Source organism: Bacillus sp. SD075 (assembly GCF_017355165.1).
GTDB lineage: Bacteria > Bacillota > Bacilli > Bacillales > DSM-1321 > Peribacillus.
Map to the genome: position 1 here is coordinate 63,298 of NZ_JADILK010000002.1, position 20,356 is coordinate 83,653.

Annotated in this window: 22 protein-coding genes; 6 read left to right on the forward strand and 16 right to left on the reverse strand. The window is 40.6% G+C overall.

Annotated elements, in window-relative coordinates:
* Positions 1 to 481 precede the first annotated feature (481 nt).
* On the reverse strand, positions 482 to 781 hold the full coding sequence (locus IOC57_RS02415) for a hypothetical protein (protein ID WP_207437252.1): 300 nt from the start codon (positions 779 to 781) through the stop codon (positions 482 to 484).
* Between the two features lie 409 nt (positions 782 to 1,190).
* On the opposite strand from IOC57_RS02415, the gene IOC57_RS02420 reads away from it, so the two are divergent.
* Complete coding sequence (locus IOC57_RS02420) at positions 1,191 to 1,967, forward strand: SurA N-terminal domain-containing protein (RefSeq protein ID WP_207437253.1); 777 nt, start codon at positions 1,191 to 1,193, stop codon at positions 1,965 to 1,967.
* Between the two features lie 183 nt (positions 1,968 to 2,150).
* Here the strand turns inward: IOC57_RS02420 and arsC are convergent, their stop codons facing one another.
* Genes arsC through IOC57_RS02435 form a run of 3 tightly spaced genes read right to left on the reverse strand, consistent with a single transcriptional unit; the run spans position 2,151 to position 4,264 of the window.
* Positions 2,151 to 2,570 (reverse strand): arsenate reductase (thioredoxin), encoded by a 420-nt coding sequence (gene arsC, locus IOC57_RS02425; RefSeq protein WP_207437254.1) that lies wholly within the window; start codon positions 2,568 to 2,570, stop codon positions 2,151 to 2,153.
* A 30-nt stretch (positions 2,571 to 2,600) separates the two neighbouring features.
* Entirely contained in the window at positions 2,601 to 3,899 is a 1,299-nt protein-coding gene (locus tag IOC57_RS02430) for an arsenic transporter (RefSeq protein ID WP_207437255.1), read from the reverse strand.
* 17 nt (positions 3,900 to 3,916) lie between these two features.
* On the reverse strand, positions 3,917 to 4,264 hold the full coding sequence (locus IOC57_RS02435; protein ID WP_207437256.1) for an ArsR/SmtB family transcription factor: 348 nt from the start codon (positions 4,262 to 4,264) through the stop codon (positions 3,917 to 3,919).
* Positions 4,265 to 4,555: 291 nt separating this feature from the next.
* On the opposite strand from IOC57_RS02435, the gene IOC57_RS02440 reads away from it, so the two are divergent.
* Entirely contained in the window at positions 4,556 to 4,783 is a 228-nt protein-coding gene (locus tag IOC57_RS02440) for a hypothetical protein (protein WP_207437257.1), read from the forward strand.
* A gap of 48 nt (positions 4,784 to 4,831) precedes the next feature.
* Positions 4,832 to 4,990 carry a xenobiotic reductase b gene (locus IOC57_RS02445; protein ID WP_207437258.1) on the forward strand — a complete coding sequence of 53 codons (159 nt, stop codon included), beginning with the start codon at positions 4,832 to 4,834 and terminating at the stop codon, positions 4,988 to 4,990.
* 144 nt (positions 4,991 to 5,134) lie between these two features.
* Here IOC57_RS02445 and IOC57_RS02450 read toward each other — a convergent pair whose 3' ends face one another.
* The 9 genes from IOC57_RS02450 to IOC57_RS02490 form a co-directional block, all read right to left on the reverse strand.
* On the reverse strand, positions 5,135 to 6,550 hold the full coding sequence (locus IOC57_RS02450) for a SpoVR family protein (protein WP_207437259.1): 1,416 nt from the start codon (positions 6,548 to 6,550) through the stop codon (positions 5,135 to 5,137).
* Positions 6,551 to 6,721: 171 nt separating this feature from the next.
* On the reverse strand, positions 6,722 to 7,801 hold the full coding sequence (locus IOC57_RS02455; protein ID WP_207437260.1) for a YkvI family membrane protein: 1,080 nt from the start codon (positions 7,799 to 7,801) through the stop codon (positions 6,722 to 6,724).
* 136 nt (positions 7,802 to 7,937) lie between these two features.
* Entirely contained in the window at positions 7,938 to 9,047 is a 1,110-nt protein-coding gene (gene menC, locus IOC57_RS02460) for an o-succinylbenzoate synthase (RefSeq protein ID WP_207437261.1), read from the reverse strand.
* A gap of 12 nt (positions 9,048 to 9,059) precedes the next feature.
* Entirely contained in the window at positions 9,060 to 9,854 is a 795-nt protein-coding gene (locus IOC57_RS02465; RefSeq protein WP_207437262.1) for a GNAT family N-acetyltransferase, read from the reverse strand.
* Entirely contained in the window at positions 9,847 to 10,995 is a 1,149-nt protein-coding gene (locus IOC57_RS02470) for a M20 peptidase aminoacylase family protein (RefSeq protein ID WP_396020755.1), read from the reverse strand. Before IOC57_RS02470 ends, IOC57_RS02465 begins: the two co-directional genes overlap by 8 nt.
* A gap of 69 nt (positions 10,996 to 11,064) precedes the next feature.
* Positions 11,065 to 11,907 (reverse strand): MurR/RpiR family transcriptional regulator, encoded by an 843-nt coding sequence (locus IOC57_RS02475; protein ID WP_207437264.1) that lies wholly within the window; start codon positions 11,905 to 11,907, stop codon positions 11,065 to 11,067.
* A gap of 199 nt (positions 11,908 to 12,106) precedes the next feature.
* Complete coding sequence (locus IOC57_RS02480; RefSeq protein ID WP_207437265.1) at positions 12,107 to 12,988, reverse strand: radical SAM/SPASM domain-containing protein; 882 nt, start codon at positions 12,986 to 12,988, stop codon at positions 12,107 to 12,109.
* Between the two features lie 241 nt (positions 12,989 to 13,229).
* Positions 13,230 to 13,550 carry a DUF3889 domain-containing protein gene (locus IOC57_RS02485; protein ID WP_207437266.1) on the reverse strand — a complete coding sequence of 107 codons (321 nt, stop codon included), beginning with the start codon at positions 13,548 to 13,550 and terminating at the stop codon, positions 13,230 to 13,232.
* 48 nt (positions 13,551 to 13,598) lie between these two features.
* Positions 13,599 to 14,567, reverse strand: coding sequence for a M14 family zinc carboxypeptidase (locus IOC57_RS02490; RefSeq protein WP_207437267.1), 969 nt, complete (start codon positions 14,565 to 14,567; stop codon positions 13,599 to 13,601).
* A 132-nt stretch (positions 14,568 to 14,699) separates the two neighbouring features.
* On the opposite strand from IOC57_RS02490, the gene IOC57_RS02495 reads away from it, so the two are divergent.
* Positions 14,700 to 14,942: a YhdB family protein gene (locus tag IOC57_RS02495; RefSeq protein WP_048689737.1), complete on the forward strand. Its 243-nt coding sequence runs from the start codon at positions 14,700 to 14,702 to the stop codon at positions 14,940 to 14,942.
* 130 nt (positions 14,943 to 15,072) lie between these two features.
* Here IOC57_RS02495 and IOC57_RS02500 read toward each other — a convergent pair whose 3' ends face one another.
* From IOC57_RS02500 to IOC57_RS02510, 3 genes are all read right to left on the reverse strand, one after another.
* The gene (locus IOC57_RS02500; protein WP_207437268.1) at positions 15,073 to 15,600 is read right to left on the reverse strand and encodes an NADPH-dependent FMN reductase; all 528 of its coding nucleotides are present in this window, start codon (positions 15,598 to 15,600) and stop codon (positions 15,073 to 15,075) included.
* Between the two features lie 177 nt (positions 15,601 to 15,777).
* Positions 15,778 to 17,508 carry a phospho-sugar mutase gene (locus IOC57_RS02505; RefSeq protein ID WP_207437269.1) on the reverse strand — a complete coding sequence of 577 codons (1,731 nt, stop codon included), beginning with the start codon at positions 17,506 to 17,508 and terminating at the stop codon, positions 15,778 to 15,780.
* A gap of 152 nt (positions 17,509 to 17,660) precedes the next feature.
* A complete protein-coding gene (locus IOC57_RS02510; protein ID WP_207437270.1) occupies positions 17,661 to 19,208 on the reverse strand; it encodes a carbon-nitrogen hydrolase family protein in 1,548 nt (515 codons plus the stop codon).
* A 202-nt stretch (positions 19,209 to 19,410) separates the two neighbouring features.
* Between IOC57_RS02510 and IOC57_RS02515 the strand changes: the two genes are divergently transcribed.
* Together IOC57_RS02515 and IOC57_RS02520 are read left to right on the forward strand one after the other, a co-directional pair.
* Positions 19,411 to 19,848, forward strand: a complete 438-nt coding sequence (locus IOC57_RS02515; RefSeq protein WP_207437271.1) for a disulfide oxidoreductase — start codon at positions 19,411 to 19,413, stop codon at positions 19,846 to 19,848.
* Positions 19,848 to 20,318 (forward strand): thioredoxin family protein, encoded by a 471-nt coding sequence (locus IOC57_RS02520; RefSeq protein WP_207437272.1) that lies wholly within the window; start codon positions 19,848 to 19,850, stop codon positions 20,316 to 20,318. Before IOC57_RS02515 ends, IOC57_RS02520 begins: the two co-directional genes overlap by 1 nt.
* Positions 20,319 to 20,356 lie beyond the last annotated feature (38 nt).

The window sequence follows — 20,356 nt, forward strand, 5'->3', positions numbered from 1 at the left end:
TTCGTTTATGAAAGATAATGCCCGCTCCACGGACCAGGAATCTTTATAAAGCCTTCTGCTGGTCGATTCATCGAACATACCCACAATGGGATTTCCTACCTTTCAAACCGATATCCAGTACCATCCCATTTTTGATGATGTTGGAAGATCATGTTTTCAGCCACTTCCAGGCTGCTGATCACATCATTGTTATTTCCCTTGAAATTTTATCCAAAATATCGGATCCCATTAACGGATGCATCGCGATGATTTTTTTCATATGGAGATAACAGGCCACGTTTGTATAAAATCCCCTCAGTATCTCAACTTTCCCGATACCATGTAGAATACTTGAATGAATGATATGATTCATATAACTTTTAGATAGTTTCAGCTGACATCTTCGATTATGAACCATACTTAGCTGCTCGGTTAGATTTTAACTATCTATAAATGCTCTTCAATGCCGGGATCAGGATTTTGCATGAAATGGCAAGGACCTTTAACAATTCCCTTTGAGCCTCTGCCCTTTTCTTTTCTGAACTGTAAAAATTTCCACGAAATACCCCAGATACCCTAAATGAATGGGAGTAATCGTAATCGAGGAATGCCAAATGTCACCCGATTTCTTTCGATTGGTGAAGACTCCTGACCAAGGATTTCCCTTCCTTAACTCATTTTTCAGAGCTGCGTATGTACAAAAAGGTGTAAACCCTGACTTTAACAACCCAGCTTTGAATCCAATGATACTGTTCCTTGAATGCCCTGCCAATTCAAATGACAGCCTTGATTTTCCTATCATAAAATCTATACCTCCAATAACCTGCTGGATTTTCCAATTCTGTCTCCTAGTTACACGGTTCTCACTGGCATGGCCCACTCCGTTCATTATTAAAAATTTCAACACATAGCCCAAATGAACTATACCTGGATGATAAGGTATATAATACCATCCAAGTTTGTGATTAAGGGATGGATGACACGTTTCTGTCTGCACCAGGCATCAGAATTCGCACGCTCATTAAGCTTATTGCATGTCGAAGGGTAAATTGGTCCATTTCCACGAATGTAACACTTATATAATGAGCTATTGCCTATACTATCTTCCTGTTTCCTGGAAAAAAGAATGAATATATTGTGTTTTAATGGGAAATTCCTTTATAATGCGCATTAGATGATTTTTTAGCACTGAATACGAGAGGAGACTGAATATGAAGAAACTAATGTACCCAATCATCATAGGATTATTGGCAGTTGTTCTGACAGCTTGTGGTTCGAACGATGAAGCTGATAAGAAAAATGACGAGAAAGAAACTAAAACAACTGAGAAAGAAACGGCTAAAGCAACTGAGGAACAGCAAAAAAAGATGGAAGAAATGCAGAAGAAACTAGACAAGCAAAAGGTGGATGAAAAGAAAACGGTGGCCATCGTCAATGACGAAAAAATATTAGGTGCGGAATATAATACCGTGCTGTCTACCACACAAATGCAAATGCAGCAATTCGGACAAGACCCAACATCCAAGGAGGGAGCCAAACAAATTAAAGAGCAAACGATCAACTCTTTAGTGGGGCAAACACTACTGCTTCAAGCTGCTGATAAAAAGGGCTACACAGCTTCCAAGGCCGAAATTGAAGAGCAACTTGCCGAAATCAAAAAGCAATATGAGAGTGAAGAGAAATTCAAGGAAGCGATGAAGCAAGCAGGTCTTAATTCGGAAATGCTGAATGCACAAATCGCAGAGAACATCCCATATACGAAGTACGTTGAAAAAGAGATTAAAGTGGAAGAAGCAACTGATGAAGAAATCCAAAAATATTACGATCAGGTTGCGGAGCAGGCTAAAACAAGTGGGCAAAAGGTACAAAAACTCGAAGAGATGAAGCCGCAAATCAAGGAACAACTAGAGCAGCAAAAGAAACAGGAAAAGCTTGTGAAGCATGTGGAAGAACTTCAGAAAAATGCTAAGGTCGATATTAAGATTTAATGATGAAAAGAGCTGCCAAAATTGGCAGCTCTTTCTTTAGGGTCTTTGGTTGCCTACTAAACGCACTAACCGTTTTACACCCTATAAGCATGTTTAAGGTCACTCCGGTATTGCGGGATTATAAACTGCCGAGCAATTTCTTTATAACAACTGCTACCGCACCCCACGGCCTTTCCATTTTATTTATTCACCCGTTTTCGAAAAACGTGCCATTCTTTCACCAATTTCATCACGAACACGTTTGAAGGTCGCCCATTTTTCTTCATCTGATCCTTCCGCTTTTGCCGGGTCATCAAAGCCCCAGTGTTCCCGTTTAACATGTGGTGGCGTCATTGGACATTTATCTGCCGCATCGCCACATAACGTAACGACAAAATCAGCATTATTCAATATGTCAGGATCGATGATATCCGATGTTTGATTGGAGATGTCCATTCCAACTTCATTCATTGCTTTTACAGCTTTTGGATTTAATCCATGTGCCTCGATTCCTGCACTAAGCACTTGCCATTCGCTCCCTAAATATTTCTTCCCCCAAGCCTCTGCCATTTGGCTTCTGCAAGAGTTACCAGTACATAAGAAGTAGAGTGTTTTTTTAGCCATGTAGTTTCTCCTCCGTCAGTAAGTTATTGTTTAATGAATAATTCGTAACCATATGTATAAGCCAGCCAATGTGATGAACAATGTTGGGATGGTTAAGATGATTCCCGTTTTAAAGTAGGTTCCCCATGAAATCTTCACACCTTTTAATGAAAGGACATGCAGCCACAATAACGTAGCCAATGAACCGATCGGAGTGATTTTCGGACCCAAGTCCGAACCGATGACATTTGCATAAATCAGGGCTTCCCTGATTGCGCCTGTTGTATGGGTGTCGGAAATGGCAAGGGCATCAATCATAACGGTTGGCAAGTTATTCATAATGGAAGACAGAATGGCGGCGATGAAGCCCATTCCCAGCGTTGCGGCAAATAATCCTTGATCTGCTGTCACTTGTATAAGGTCAGATAAAATATTCGTCAATCCAACATTTCTCAATCCATACACCACGACATACATTCCAACTGAGAAGAACACAATCGCCCATGGTGCGCCTTTTAAAACTGTCTTGGTATTTACAGCTGGACTTCGCCTTGCCATAAACAAGAAGAAAATTGCGATAACACCTGCAATGATGGATACAGGAATGCTGAAAAATTCACTGATAAAATATCCTACCAACAAAACACCTAAAACAATCCCAGACAGGCGAAACATTTTCACATCACGAATGGCTTCGACTGGCTTCTTCAATTGAGCCATATCATAATTCTTCGGAATGCTCTTTCTGAAATACAAATATAATACCAGGATGCTTGCTACTAATGAAAAGAAATTTGGTATGACCATTCTAGAGGCGAACTCAATAAACCCGATATCAAAAAAGTCAGCAGAAACAATGTTGACCAGATTACTTACCACAAGCGGTAAGGATGTAGTGTCCGCAATAAACCCACTCGCGATGATAAATGGGAAGATCATTCTCTCTTCCAACTTCAGGTTCCGAACCATTGCCAATACAATCGGAGTTAAGATGAGAGCGGCTCCATCATTTGCGAAGAACGCAGCGACTAGGGCTCCGAGAATGCTCACATACACAAACATCCTTACTCCATTTCCCTTGGCCGCTCTAGCCATATGTAGAGCTGCCCATTCAAAGAAACCAATTTCATCTAAAATCAAAGAAATAATGATAATAGCAATGAACGCCAACGTCGCGTTCCAAACAATGCCCGTAACGGTCATTACATCGTTGAAGTCAACAACTCCAACTAGTAAGGCAAGCACCGCTCCCCCGCAAGCTGACCAGCCGATTGACAATCCCTTTGGTTGCCAGATGACGAATGTCAACGTCAGCAAAAAGATGATACTAGCTAATATAACTGTACCCACTGATGTTCTCCTCCTAGTTAGTCACAGCAAATCCGTTTTCCTTGTGCTGTTAATTCTTCTAATTTAAAGTTTTGACTTGGTAAGTCCCTGATGACCGTCTGAATAAATGAGTAATAGGAAGAAGACGAATTTAACGAGTAAAATATCCACTGTCCCCTTCTCGCTTCATTCACAATTCCGTTATCTTTCAGCTTTCGTAAATGTTGGCTGATAGCCGGTTGGCTCATCTCGAATAGGTCCACAAATTCACAGACACAGCATTCATGCTCAGCCATGATCTTAACCATGGTCAACCGAGTTTTATCACCTAGTAATTTAAGAATGTTTGCCGTGGTTTCTAAATCCGACGCTTCATTCGTTTGCATTTTATCCCTCCTCGCACAATCGAACAAATAAGAATATGCTTATACATTGCAACATCAGTATATAAGCATATCCTTATATAATCAAGCATTAAATTTTCAAGAAAATAATATTAAAATATCCCCGCAAACTTAGCCTGTCCCCCCCTCCCACGACTAGCATGGGGAAATCTTATCCAAAGGTTCTGTTAAAGGGTTATAGAAGATTTAAACTAATATCAAACAGATGTTAAATCATATTATAGATCCTTTGCTGTAGGCGGGGTTGGTCTTATTATTACAGAAGGAACTATATTGATGATAAGTATAGTCAAACTTACGATTTTCATCCAGGTATTGCATTTGATGAGCAAGCACAAGAGTGGAAAAGAGTTTCAATGCCGTTCATTCAGCAGGAGCAACAATCTTTATGCAGGTACAACATACTGGGCCATTATCTCAGGGAAATCATTTCACTTAGGTGAAGGAACCTTTCAATTACCTAGAGAAATAACAAAAGAAGAAATAGAGTTTAGTCAATGACCTATAATCGCAAATGGACAGTTAGAGAAGCCAGAAAGAGCTGCTGAAATGATTAATAAAGGTCATGCTGATATTATAACTTTAGGTAAAGGAGCATTGGCTAATCATGACTGGGTAAAGAAAGTTCATAATGAAGATCCTTTAGAAGCGTTCGATTCGGAAAAAGTATTACACCCAACTGCTGTTATTAAAGATTTCGAATTGTAGATGAAAAAATTAAATGTTTAACAACGCCTTTCCAAAAGGAATTTGTACTGCATCTTGAATTAAAAAGTATCCTTATTAAAAGAACAGCCAGGGGCTTTATCAGACTAAACAAGAAAACTGCCGAATGACCGGCAGTTTTCTTGTTTATAAATATTTCCGGTGAATACCTTTTCCATCATAGGAAAACAGGACTTCTTTCCCTTCCATGACTGATTCCATGTGCACGGAGCGGCCCCAGAGCTGATGGATATATGGCATGACTTTTTCGAGATATTTAAGGTCCAGTTCAATACCTTCATACCAATGCTTTAGATAAAGTTCCCCATTACGCATGAAGTCTCCATCATTTACTGTGATATAGGGGAACCCGCCGTTAACCCTCATGCTGACGAGTTGGTCACGAACCTGTTCCCATGCCTTATCGACGATTTTATAATCCTTGCCCTGCTTTTGGAATAAATACATATCCTCCCGCATGACCAGATCTTTCGTCAGATAATTGCGGAGAAAGGAAATATCCGATTCGATTTCCCTGACTTCGAACATCTTTTCCCGGCCAGATCCAGGCTTGACTCCAAGCCTGATCATTTCTTCGGAGGGATTATCATAGCGTTCTTCAATATCTTCAAGCACTTTCAATCCAAGATAATAAGGATTGATGCTGGTCCGTGATGGCTGAACGACGCCTGCGTTCAGTTTTGCGAATTCAATGGCTTCCCCTGAGGATAGATCCAATTCACGGATTATGCGCTGATGCCAATACGACGCCCAGCCTTCGTTCATGATTTTCGTTTCCAACTGCGGCCAGAAATACAGCATCTCTTCCCTGATCATCGTCATGATATCCCGTTGCCAATCGGTTAAATCCCTGCTGTACTGTTCTATGAAAAGCATAATATCCTTTTCAGGCCTTGGCGGGAATTTTTTTCTTTTTTTAATGTTGGATTTCTGCGGTTTCCCCTTATTATCAAGGTTCCATAAATCATCGTATTGTGTGGCTGTCGGTTTTATTTCCTCTTCTTCTTCCTCATCTTCCATCGTCCAGGCAAGCTTCGGTCTCATCAGCGACGGATCGATATGTTCTTCAATCGCTAAAAGTGCATCGAGGAAGGTTTCCACTTCCTTTTTGCCATGCAGGATTTCATATTCACGTATTCTTTCCGCCGTTGCCGACATACTTTCCACCATATCTCTCTTAGTATTATTGAAACGTACATTATTCTTAAAGAAGTCACAGTGAGCCAAAACGTGGGCAACAATCAATTTATTTTGTACAAGTGAATTGGAGTCCAGCAGAAAAGCGTAACAAGGATCAGAGTTAATGACCAGTTCATAGATCTTACTTAATCCAAAGTCGTACTGCAGCTTCATTTTATGAAATTGCTTCCCAAAGCTCCAATGAGAAAAACGGGTAGGCATTCCATAGGCACCAAATGTATAAATGATTTCTGAAGGGCATATTTCATAACGCATCGGGTAAAAATCCAATCCGAACCCAGTTGCTATTTCGGTAATTTCACTAATGGCATATTCCAGAGCCTTTTGCTCCGCTTCATTCATCCGATATCCCCCTTGTCTTCCGCCTTTAAACTAATGTATGAAAAAAAGGAGGAAAAATGCCGTGATCATGAGTAAAGGTCCTAGATAATGGAAAAAAAACACCTCCATGAAGAAGATGTCAGGTGAAGTCATTCATGTATTCTGCACTCAATTTTAATTTTCCCCTTAATTTTAATATTTCGCGAATCCTGTATTCGCAGCCTCTTTTTTCATTTTTGAACGGACCCAGGAAACGATAAGCGCTGCAATGATGACAAAACCTAAGTATCCCGTGATTGGGTATACCGTCCCAACCAATTTAATAAAGCCAACGAAACTTGCGAGAAAAGCGAGGATACCAACTATTATCACGGATATTTTAAAGCGTTTCGTTTCGGCAGTCACCAACCTGGCAGTGAATGCATATAGCATCCCGACAGCGGTATTATAAATCATTCCTAAAAGGATGATTGATAGGATATATCCCAACCATGGAGAAATCTGATTCGCTAAATGAAGGGTAGGCATACCTGAGCCTTCTATGCCCTTCAAGTCGGACATCATCCCCAGATTGATCAAGAATAGCAAGATCCCCAATCCGATACCTCCTAGAATTCCTCCCATACCAGCCTCTTTCTTATTCTTGAAGGTCCCTCCCATTACGGCCAGCATGGCAATTCCGGCAGTCATATTATATGAAACATAAAGTAATGAACCCATCATCCAATTTCCGGTAGCAGCCATTCCTTTACTAGAAGATGAAATGATTTGATTGAAACTTAGATCGGATGTGAAAAATGAATAACCTGAAATAATGATCATGATAACAAATAAAAACGGTGTGACGGCACTAATGATGGACATTATTTTATTTACATTAAGTAAAAGCGTACCAATCGTGAGCACCGTCATGACGATTGCACCAACTATACTTGGAATCCCGAATTGTTCTTCAAAAATCGTTCCGGAACCAGCAATCATGATGACTGTTACGCCAAACAAGAAAAATGTGATAATAATATCGACCATCCTGCCTATATAGCGCCCGCAAATATGATCGATGATGCTTTTATGGGAGCGTGTTTGGAGAGTGCTCCCCAATTGGGTAACCTGCATGCCTAAAAATGCGAATAAAGCCGTCGCCACAACAATTCCCAATACACTGAAGATTCCAAAACTCGTGAAGAACTGTAATACTTCTTGTCCTGAAGCGAAACCTGCTCCAATGATGATTCCAATATATGCTCCTGCAAGATTTATACTGTTTTTCATATCAAATACCACCCTAATTATATGATTATTCTGACAATTGAAATTAAAGGAAGTACCTCGTTTCCACCAAATCCAGTTCTTCTATATCCTCCCAGCTAAACTGGGAGGTCCTTTAATTCCTACTCTTATTTACATATCATTTGGTATATCTTTTACTATAGGAAGTGAATTCATCGACCGCAGCGTAATCGACTTCATAGCCAATGCCTGCCGCCTTTGGAACGGTTATGACCCCATCAATCACTGTAACCTCCGGCTGGATGATGTCTTTATACCAATAATTCGCGGATGCTGCGGTATCACCAGGCATCGTGAAGTTATCAAGTGTTGTCAATGCGATATTATGGGCTCGTCCCACACCAGATTCCAACATGCCTCCGCACCAAACCGGTACATTCCTTTCTTTACATAATTCATGAATTTTCTTTGCTTCCGTTAAACCGCCAACCCTGCCGATCTTAATATTTATGATTTTACAGCTTCCCAATTCAAGGGCTTTTCTTGCATCCTCCACGGAATGTATACTTTCATCCAAGCAAATCGGGGTTTTGATGTCTGCTTGTAATGTGGCATGATCGACAATATCATCCGATGACAAGGGCTGCTCGATCATCATTAAATCAAATTGATCAAGCTGCTTCAATAATTCGATGTCTTTCAGACGGTAAGCGGAGTTTGCATCTGCCATGATCGGGACATCGGGATATCGATTGCGCACTTCCCTGATTACATCTACATCCCAACCTGGTTGAATTTTCATTTTGATTCTTTTATACCCATCCTTCAATCCAGCTTCTATCTTCGCCAGTAATTCAGGTACCGTTTTTTGGATGCCGATACTGATCCCGACATCGATTTTTTCCATTTCCCCGCCCAAGGCCATACTTAATGGGATATTCTTTTCTTTTGCATATAAATCCCAGATGGCTCCCTCGATAGCCGATTTTGCCATATTATTTTTACGAATATGCGAGAACATATCCGATACCTCACGAGGATGCTCTATTTCTTTATCCAATACAAGCGGAATCAGGAAATCCTCCAGCATGGTCCAATTGGTTTTTATTGTTTCTTCGTTATACCAAGGTGCTGAAAAAGCCACTGATTCAGCCCAACCAGAAAGCCCCTTTCCATTTTTAACTTCCACAAGAATGAACTCCTTATCTACAAACGTTCCAAAGCTTGTTGTAAAGGGAGCTACCAAATCCATATTTAAATGACGTAAACGCACTTCAGTTATTTTCATCCCGATTCCCCTCTATTCTTGTTTTTTTAATAAATAGTTTTGAATGCTTTCACTTTGTTCCCGTTCGATTCCGACTGCGACATATCCTTTGGCAAAAAGCGTTTTGAATAATTCACCCGTTTTTAACCGCCAATCAATCGCAAGGCGGAGATCACCTTTTTTTATTTTTTGAATATCCGTCGGAATGGGTATCGCGATCACTTCGGCATTGGTTTCGAAATGATAATCCTTGATGTATGGAAAGCCTTGGTCATTCAAGCCTGTCGTTACGATGTGTATGGCTTTATCAGAAGGGGAGGTCACTCCCTTTGCTTCCTGCCTTATATTCCATTCCACCATGAACCGATCAGTGGACAACCCTTCATTGAGGGTATCATTCATATTTCCATAACAATCTTCCATATATGTAGAGCAAACAGCTTTTAGCTTACCGATATTCAAGTTCGCATTCACACTTTCCAACGGGTCATACGTCCATGTGATCAAGTCGTAGCCTTTTTTGAGTGCTTCTTCTTTTTGTGCCAGTTTAAGTAACCTGCCGTATCCCTTCTTTTGATGAGCCGGATGGATGGCTAACATATGTGAACAAAGATACACCCTTCCATCCTTGAATCCAGGGAAACTGTATTGAAACCCTACTAATTTGCCATTGATGTAGCCGCCTAAAACAAGCCCTCCGTTTTTGACTGCCGTAATCGTCTGATGGGTGGGAACGCAATCCATGCCCCATACAAGGACTTCCAATCGCTGCACTTCTTGTAAATCCTCTAGTGTTGATAGGGATCTAATGATCAATTCATCAGTCATGTAAGTGGGCCTCCTCTCCATATTTCTCGAAAGTCAGTATGATGGCTTTCGTCAGGATTTCAATACCCGATAACAACGCTTCTTTGTTGAACGTCATGTTCGGATGATGAAGCCCTGGTGCTAAATCACAGCCCAATCCAAGCATCGTCGCCTTGACTTCAGGTCTTTTCAACGTATAAAAATGAAAATCCTCTCCTCCTGATGTAATGACGGGTGCTACCAGATTCTCTTCCCCGAGTGTATCGACGATCGCTTCAGACATTATTTCCTGTGCTTGATCGTTCACGATGGCTGCAGCAACATTGGTTCCCGGTTCGAGTTTCACATCGACTCCATGGACAATGGCCAAAGATTCTGCAACCTTTTCCACCTTTTTGGTAAGCTCTTCCATAACAGCATTATCCTGTGCCCGTAAATCCAATGAGAAAGTGGCTCTCCCCGGGATGATATTGGAACTTTCACCGCCAGCAAAAAACTGCGTCATTTTTACCGAATAAGGAATGGATGGATTAAGATGTATACCATTTAATAAAGTGATGAATGCTGCTCCTATCTCGATGGCATTTTGCCCTTGATGCGGTCTGGCTCCATGTGCATCCGTCCCCGCTATTTCTCCTTTAATGAACTGAGCGGCTCCATGGACAATGGCTGGTGCCGCTTGCCCATCCTTCACTTCCTCAACCGGCCTTAAGTGCACCCCATACAGGAAATCGACATCATCCAATATCTTTTCTTCAATCATCTTCAAGGCGCCCGTACCTTTTTCTTCAGCAGGTTGAAAAATGAATTTCAACTTGCCTCTTGGTCGAAAGTCCATTTCCTTCAACACCAGGAATACTCCAAGTGCCAAGGCCATATGTCCATCGTGTCCACAGGAATGATTGGCCTGAAACGTCCCATTCACTTCCTGCCAAAGTGCATCGATATCCGATCGTAACCCGACTGTGAAATTCCCTTCCCCGATTTCCCCAATCACCCCCGTACAGTCCTCGAATGTTTTCACCGTACATTGATTTTCCATTAAAACCTTTAAAATGAAAGCTGTCGTATTCACTTCATTCCAACTCGTTTCAGGATGTGCATGTAACTGGTCAAAGATATCGAGTATACGAGGCCTTAATTTTCCGATAGATTGTTTGATATCCATTTCTGTCTCCCCCTTGTATCCCGGTTTAATCGGCATATTCACCAAACTGATGGAAGTATTATCTCAAAAGAAGTAATCATCTTGATCGAACGCATCATATATAGCTTTTCTTTCCTTGAAACTCTGTTCGTTTTTAATCGATACACCGGCTACTAAACTATTCAATAAGGAAAATAACACCGGTGCCGTATCGATAGTGGAAGTCCTAGGTGTTGAAATGGGCAATAAAATGTCCGTGTATTCAGCAATTGGAGCCAGTTCAGAATCCGTGACCCCAATTACAAATGCACCCGCTTTTTTGGCCATTTCCGTGATTTTCACAGTCTCTTTGACATAGCGATGAAATGAAATGGCTACAAAAACGGAATTTTCAGTCATTTTATCCAACAGTAAAAAAATATCATCTGTATCAGGCCTATATAAATGGACCTCTTCCCTAACAAGCCTCAGCGTAAAGGTTAACCAATGTGCTGCCGAGAATGATAAACGGTGTCCGGATATCAAAACATTGTCAGCTGCCGCCAATTTATCAACTGTTTTGGAGAAATCTTCAATTGATAAATTTTTCATTGTCTTTTCGATACTTATGATATCCTGTCCCATCACTTGAGCCATGAAATTCGGCTGATTAGCGGCTTCAAGCTTTGAAGAATGATATTCATTCAAACTGCTGCTTTCGTATATCAACTGATTGCGTATAAGTTTTTGTAGTTCCGCATATCCACTTAACCCCAATGAATAGCAAAAGCGGATGATGGTCGTTTCACTGACTCCTATATTTTTTCCGAGGTTTTGAGCTGAAGTGACTGCAAATGTATGTGAATGCACCAACAAGTATTTTGCTACTTTTTTTTGGCCAGTAGATAAATCAGGGAATACTTCTTTAACTTTTTGCTGTAAATCCATAAAACATCCCCTCTAAAGCAAGATATGAATCCAAAACTTTTTATATGAAAATATGAAGTTTTGACTTCATTTACAATAGAGAGTATTTTATCACGGTACTTTTGATAAAACAATAATATTCTGAATTTTTAACATAAATAAGTGTTGCGATGATTCAATCCAAAAAACCACGAAGATGGACTCCGTGGTTTTCTTACCCTTATTTTTTATGGCGCTTTGCATAGCCACAGCGTTTACACAATTCTTCAACTGCACATCTTCTTGAAAAACCATCGTACATATTTTTCGCCCGTTCACCATTTAAAATGTCTTCAAGTGATGTTTCGAATATATTTCCCAGCGGCATTTTCCCTTCACTGTCCAAGCAACATGGTACGACTGTACCATCTACCAAGATGCCTAACTGATCTCTAAGGGCATAGCAGAAAATATTTTCATCGATAATGTCACGGTCCAATTCCGGCCACTCGAATTTTTCGGCCATGTTTATATATACCCGGTCCTTCAACTTAATATTATTCTTTTGCTGAAGAGCTTCACTTAATCGAATGTCCAATGAAAGCTTCTCCTCCAACATGCTAAGAATATCGTCGTTAAGGCCATTACTCGCTTTTAATTCATCCGTATCCATATTCCATAAACGAATGGCACAAATCACTTCACTTTTTTCATTTGCTTCATTTATGAAATCGGCTATATTACTGACATATGAGTCAAGACTATTGCTCGTATCGTTTGCCTCAAAGCTATGAAGTGAAATATTCACCTGCCGAAGGGCATTTTTGGAGAGCAGTTTGTCTTTTACCTTTTGAATCAACGTACCGTTCGTTGTAATATTAACCTTCAGGTCATTTTCAGCACTGATATCAAGGAATGTACCCAAATTTTTATTTAAAAATGGTTCACCCATCAGATGAAAATATATATGATCGGTGTGTGGTTTGATTTTCTCGATTACTTCCGTAAACCCTTCAGGATCCATGAATTTCAGGGTCCTTTGCAAGCTGGAGCTTGGACAAAAATTACACTTCAAATTACATATATTCGTAATTTCCACATAAACTTTCTTAAACTTTCTCATTTTCTAATACCCCTACAATCAAGCTTATTGTTTCAATCTGATACTAACTATACTGGTTCGCTGCTCATAAATGCAATGAAAACTTCATGGCAGCTGCTTGGACAGGCATCACTTCCCATTGGCACCCAATCCAATATCCATCATTTTCCGGAAAATATTTAAATGAAATCAGAAAAAAACATCTTCTGAGGTGAAGATGTCCGATAAGAGGCATACCTTTAATTTCCCGTTTGTTTAGATCTCACTTCCCTTTTTGCTCTGTGACCTTCAAGCTAAGTAATTTTTCATTTTTCAAATCATGTTGTACGGTCACGATGACATTGAACTCCCGGCCTTTATCCTTGACCACAAATCTGAAATCGTCTTCGACTAGATTTTCCGCTGCAGTTTTTCTGCCTTTATATTCGTAATCAGTAACCTCAACTTCAGGATAATCTGCCTGCACTACTGCAATTGCAATCTTTCCGTATTTTTCGTAATCGGGTTTTTGGGCCTGTGCTGAAATCGCCCCTGATTGTATAATCAAAAAAATTCCCATTAATATCACGATGATCTTTTTCAAAATGTTATCCTCCTATACTTTCCTCTTAGTATTATTATGTAAAATTGTTCAGTTATTATGCAGCTGTTTCGCTTCTTTTACAAGCATGATTCCAACTAATCGATTCCTCTTCCATTCCTCAGGAAACACAGCCAACGGCGGATTGGTTTCATCCACTAAATAACTAAGTTCGATCGTCATTCCCGGACGGCGGAATTCAGTTATGAACCAATCCGTAAAGCCGCTTCCTACCGCTTCTTTTTCTGGAAAGGTCAGTTCATATCCAGTCAATTCGGCAGTCTTTTTGGCAATCCCATAATCCCTTGCCATGTTTTTCCGTTTATTTTTGTAATGCCAAAAGATTTCCCTTCCTGAGGTATGATAGGAAACAGCAATAAGTGGATCGATTTCCTTCGTGAAATCCGTAAGCGCTTTTACTTCAGCTGCTTCTAATGGTTTGCCGCCTTTAAAAAATTGATACGTTGGTTTCGTTTCATGACTCATGACTTCATTCCATCCAACCGGATACTGCCTATTTAAATCTATCCCTTTAGCGTTGGCTTTCCACCGGGACCAATTCCTGCTATATCGGTTCATTTTCCATACTGCAGCCCTTTCAAGAACATTTAAGTTGGAGAAATCTCCTTGCTGGATGCTGACCCCATCTGGATTCAGCATCGGGATGAACCAGATGCTCACTTCATCCAATGATTCCGTCCGATATTCCCCAACAGGTTTGCCTGCTCGATAGGCGGCTGCATACTCTTCAAGCATACGCATTAAAAGTATGGAGCTAAGCCATTCCCGTCCATGATGTGATCCCACTAGCAAAATCGATCTTTTTCCTTTGCCTAACTTAACTGCCTTGATATTTTTCCCCTTTTCAGTTTTCCCGATTATTTGAACGTCCAGTTCATATTGCTTTTGGATTCCTTGCAGTTCCAATTCCATCTGTTCAGGGGAATATACTTCTGCCGCCAGCGATGGTTCAGGAAAAAAAAGGAGCACCAATATTCCAATTACCATTATTTTTCTCATGTACTCACCTTTTATTTTTATTCAGGTAAAAAGCAACAACCGCGGTCCAAATACATCGCCACTTATTGTAAGGAAATCTTCTGTCATATCTGAACAAAATACAAATAGCTCCTTATTAAGGGGGAGAAGAACATGAGGATTGCGGATTATGATCAAGCATTGTTTCACACACACCGTTCTGATTGGGACAGCTTGTTAGTATTGATGGTTCGAACGAAAGATCACTTTCTTTCGAAAAAAATAGAACATTTTTTGCACGCTTACAGATTTGAGCATGATTATCAAATTGTTCAATCCCAGTTGTATGCACTGCTTCGTTATCTAGATCATGCGGCAGAAAAAACAAGTGATTATTTAAGTGAACTTCCAAGCTAAATCAACTATAGTTTTTGCAAAATGGGAAAATTTATACAAGAGGATCGATTCTCGGGGATGTAACTTTGGCTGGTGAAACCCTATAAAAACAAGGAAGGGTCAGGTATTTAAATACCTGACCCTCATTTCATCATTTTTTCATTGTAGCATATGCAGTCGCATACATTTTAAGCTCTTCAATCATACCTTCTACAAGTACGGCAGACTCTTCAAATAAACCATCATTTTCATAATCGAAGCAATGTGGATCCAGAACCAATTGTTTTGCGATCACATTTGCATAAAGGCTTCGACCCACTGCCCTCATGGAATTCAAGGCATTGATCCCGCCTTTTCCTCCGCCGGATACAGCCAATAATGCTACTGGTTTATGCGTGAATTGTTCACTGCTTAAAAAATCCAAGGCATTTTTCAAGGCACCGCTCATGGAGCCATGATATTCCGGAGTGGCCAGAATCACACCATCAGCTTCCTCGATGCTTTTCTTAAGACCTTGAATGACTTCCAATTGATATTGCTCACCTTCACCTGAATATAAAGGGATTTCACTATTGCTTAAATCAATAAGTTCCGCTCCGTATTTCTTGGATATGTAGCGTGAAGCTATCCCCGTACGCCCTTGTTTACGTGGTGAACCGTTAATGATTACTAATTTCATGAATATATACCTCCATTATTCCCGAAGTTTTCCGGGATCAGTCGCCAATACAGTATACCAAAACCGAAGCGGAATTTCCTAGAATTTTGATCATTCACGCTGCAAAAAAATACCAGAATCAACTTTTATATAAAAAAACGAAAGACCAAAGAAGTCTTTCGTTTAGCTTTCATACATTTAAACTAATGCTTCAATCTTGCTCATGAAATCTCCCATGACTCCCGATAACTTGGACTCAGCTTCCGGCATTGATTTACCCTGGACACCGAAATAGAATTTTATTTTCGGTTCAGTTCCTGAAGGACGGAGGCAAACCCATGTACCATCTTCAAGGAAATACTTCAATACATTTGATTTCGGAAGCTCGATCAATTCTTCAGCATTTGAAAGTAATGTACGTTTTTTTCCGCTTTGATAATCTTCTTCAGCGACTACCTGAATGCCAGCTATTCGGGCAGGAGGATTTTGACGGAATTGATCCAATATTCCCTGAATCTGCTTCGCTCCCTCAATGCCCTTTAAAGTCAATGAACGCAATCCTTCCAAGTAATAGCCGTACTTTTCAAACACATACAGCAACCCTTCATATAGTGTCAATCCCTGCTTTTTATAATGAGCACAGACTTCAACAGCCAGCACTGCCGCTTGAATGGCATCCTTATCACGTGCAAAGTCTTTAATCAGATAACCGTAGCTTTCTTCATATCCGAACAAAAAGCTATTTTCCCCGCTTTCATGATACTGATTTATTTTCTCGGCGATGAACTTAAACCCGGTAAGTACATCAACGGTCTTCAAGCCATATGACTCTGCAATCGTCCGACCGATTTCAGAAGTGACGATAGTTTTTAAGACGACTCCATTTTGAGGAAGCTGCTCTTTTTCTTTTTTCTGAGACAGTAAATAATCCAGGAATAGTGCACCTGTTTGATTTCCAGTCAGGACAACATATTGACCCATCTCGTTTTTCACGGCAATGCCAAGCCGATCGGCATCCGGATCCGTTGCTATCAATAAGTCCGCCTCCACTTTCTTTCCAAGCTCGATCGCCATTTCAAATGCTGCTGGTTCCTCTGGATTTGGAGACTTCACTGTTGAAAAATCTGGATCTGGCAGTTCTTGTTCCTTAACGATATGCAAATTTTGATACCCTAAGCTTTTGAGCGCCCGTCTGACTGATTTATTTGCCGTACCATGAAGCGGCGTAAAAACGATTGACACATCTATTTCCTCGGCAAGCTGCGGATTCTCGGGAACTGTGAGCAACTCACGGTTATATGCCGTATCCAATTCCTCCCCAATCATTTCGATAAGGCCCTGTCCCTTAAGGACTTCAGCTTCCTCAATTTGAATTTCAAGCTCACTTTCAATGGCATTCACATAGTTGATGACTTGATCCGCTGCTTCCGGTGGCAATTGCGCTCCATCTGGCCCATAAACCTTGTATCCATTATATTCAGGTGGATTGTGGCTCGCCGTTATGACGATTCCAGCAAATGCATTCAGTTCGCGAACCGCAAATGATAATTCTGGTGTCGGACGCAATTCATCGAATAAATAAGCCTTCACCCCAAATGTTGCCAAGGTTTTAGCTGCTTCGAGTGCAAATTCCGGGGACTTATGTCTCGAATCATAAGCAATAACAGCCCCTCTTCCTTTTGCCTCTTCCCCAAACGAAGAGATATATTGAGCTAGCCCAACCGTTGCCTTCCTTACAGTATAAAGATTCATCCGGTTCGTTCCCGCTCCGATTTCCCCCCGCATTCCGCCTGTTCCAAATTCTAAATTTTTATAAAAGGCATCTTCGAGTTGTGCTTCATCCCGCTGCATTTTCTCAAGGAGGACACGTAATTCCCCATTTAAATTCTGGTATCCTGCCCAAGTGGTGTATAAAGATTTCCATTCCATCTCCCACATCTCCTCCCAAACGCCTTATTTGAAATAATTATGTATCTGCCTACATATACAAAATTATCACATTTATTCCAATAAATGAAGAGAAGGCTCATAATGAAAAGAACCAAATTTTGCGTTCTTCCATTACGAGCCCCTTTACCTCTTTATTTTTCGCCATCTTTGTAATGCAGATTGTAAATATCATGGCGGCGATCTTTCAATTGCCTTACAGTACCAGACTGACGCTCCCGCCTTAAGATTTCCAAATCAACATCGCCTATCAGGACCATCTCAAGATTTGGGCTGGTTTCCCCTACTATGCCGTCACGTGCAAATTCGAAATCCGATGGAGCGAAGATTCCAGATTGGGCATATTGGATATCCATATTTTCCGTTTGCGGAAGATTCCCGACCGTTCCGGAAATGACGGTATAAATTTGGTTTTCCACAGCACGGGCCTGGGCACAATAACGAACGCGCAGATAGCCTTGCCTGTCTTCTGTACAAAATGGAGTGAATATGATTTTGGCCCCCATGTCGGTGGCAATCCGGGCGAGTTCCGGAAACTCAATATCATAACAAATTTGTATGGCGATTTTTCCACAATCCGTATCAAAGACACGGACGCGGTCACCTGCGTTAATCCCCCACCATTTTCTTTCATTCGGCGTGATATGAATTTTATATTGCTTTTCAATCGTCCCATCACGACGGAATAAATAAGCGATATTATAGATATTGTCATCATCTTCTTTTACGAAATGGGAACCACCGATGATATTGACGTTATACCTTACAGCTAAAGTGGTAAACAACTCAATATACTGCTCCGTGAAGTCTGACAGTTTCCTTACCGCCAAGCTTGGTGACCTCTCATTCAAGAAAGACATCAGCTGGGTGGTGAACAATTCCGGAAACACGGCGAAATCCGCATTAGCATCCGAAGCAACGTCGGTGAAATACTCGACTTGATTAGCGAAGTCTTCGAATGAATCGATTTTACGCAGCATGTATTGCACGACGCAGATCCGTACCGGTTCGGATGTTTTATAATAACGTTTTGTTTTCGGCTGATAATCGACGTTATTCCACTCCATGAGCGTAGCATACTTATTGGATTGCAAATCATCCGGCAAGTAATTCGGATTGATCCTCATAAGCGTGAACCCATTTAAAAGCTGGAACGATAGAACCGGATCATATATTTTATGCAATTGCACTTCTTTCACATATTCCCTTGGTAACAGTTCACCCGCATGTTTATGGTAATTGGGGATCCTGCCGCCGATAATGATGCTTTTTAAATTCAAATGGGCAACAAGTTCTTTCCTTGAATCATATAGTCTTTGACCAATTTTCATCCTGCGGAATTTAGGATGGACCATGACTTCGATTCCATATAAATTATAACCGTCCGGATTATGATTCGTGATGTACCCACCATCTGTTACATCGTCCCATGTATGCCGATCATCATATTCGTCAAAATTAATAATGAGGCTGGAACATGAGCCAATCACTTTTCCATCATATTCAGCCACGAATTGCCCTTCCGGAAAAATCGCCAGATGGCTCTCAAGCTGATCTCGCTTCCAGGGAACCATTCCAGGAAAGCAACTCGACTGCAAAGCAATTATTTCATCTATGTCTCCTAGCCTCATATTACGTATTTCCATTATTTTTTCATATTTATGCAGGTCCAAATTAGGCATTTTCCTCAGACTCCTTTAATCTCTTCCATAAGGATTATACCCCTTATTCAAAAATTAAAACAGACGAACCTACCCAAGGTTTTCAAAATCACATGGATAAAATCCATTCTTAATGCCCGTTAAAAAGAATATATATTTTACAGACGCCATCCATACATACTATACTTTTCATGAGAGCAAAAAGAGATGGGGAAGAGGAACCATGAACAAGACAAAACACAGTGTGGAAAACGTATTATTTGTTGCCTGGGTTGCTTCCATCATTGCTATGTTTGGAAGCTTATATTTTTCTGAAATCAAGCAATATGAACCATGTGCGCTATGTTGGTATCAGCGGATCATCATGTATCCTTTTACAATCATATTAGGAATTGCAATCATTCGAAAAGATTATTGGATCAGCTTTTATACCATGATATTATCCGCTATCGGAGCATTCATTTCCACATACCATTATTTGATACAAAAGGTTTCATTCTTTTCTGACCACACCCTTGCATGCGGAAGGGTTCCATGTACAGGACAATATATAAACGTATTTGGTTTCATCACCATCCCGTTCCTAGCCTTGACTGCATTCATCATTATTTTCATTTGCAGTTACATCATATGGACAAGATCCAAGGAGGTTGCAGCTTAATGAAGAAAATGGCTATATTTTTAGTGATAATCGTCGCGCTATTTGTCCTGCTGGGCGTTTTTACAAACATGAAAAAAGAAGAAAAATCAAAAGGAAATCCATACGGCAAAGATAAGCTTAAATCCGCTACGGTCGATCAGTTGAATGACCCCAACTACCAAAACTTGATACTGCCGCAAGAATTGGAGCAGGACCTCCAGGATAACAAAGATATGACCGTTTATTTCTATAGTCCTGATTGCCCGCACTGTCAAAAAACCACGCCAATCGTAGCTCCTTTGGCAGAAAAATTGGGCATCGACCTAGTTCAATACAATCTTTTGGAGTTTGAACAAGGATGGAGCGACTATGGCATCAAAAAGACACCGACAATCGTTCACTATAAAAATGGTCAGGAACAAGAACGGATCGTTGGCTATAAAGATAAGGAAACGTTCGAGAAATGGTTCGAGGACCATGATATTAATTAAGGATGGAAAAAATGAGCCGGCCCTAACGGAAATGCATC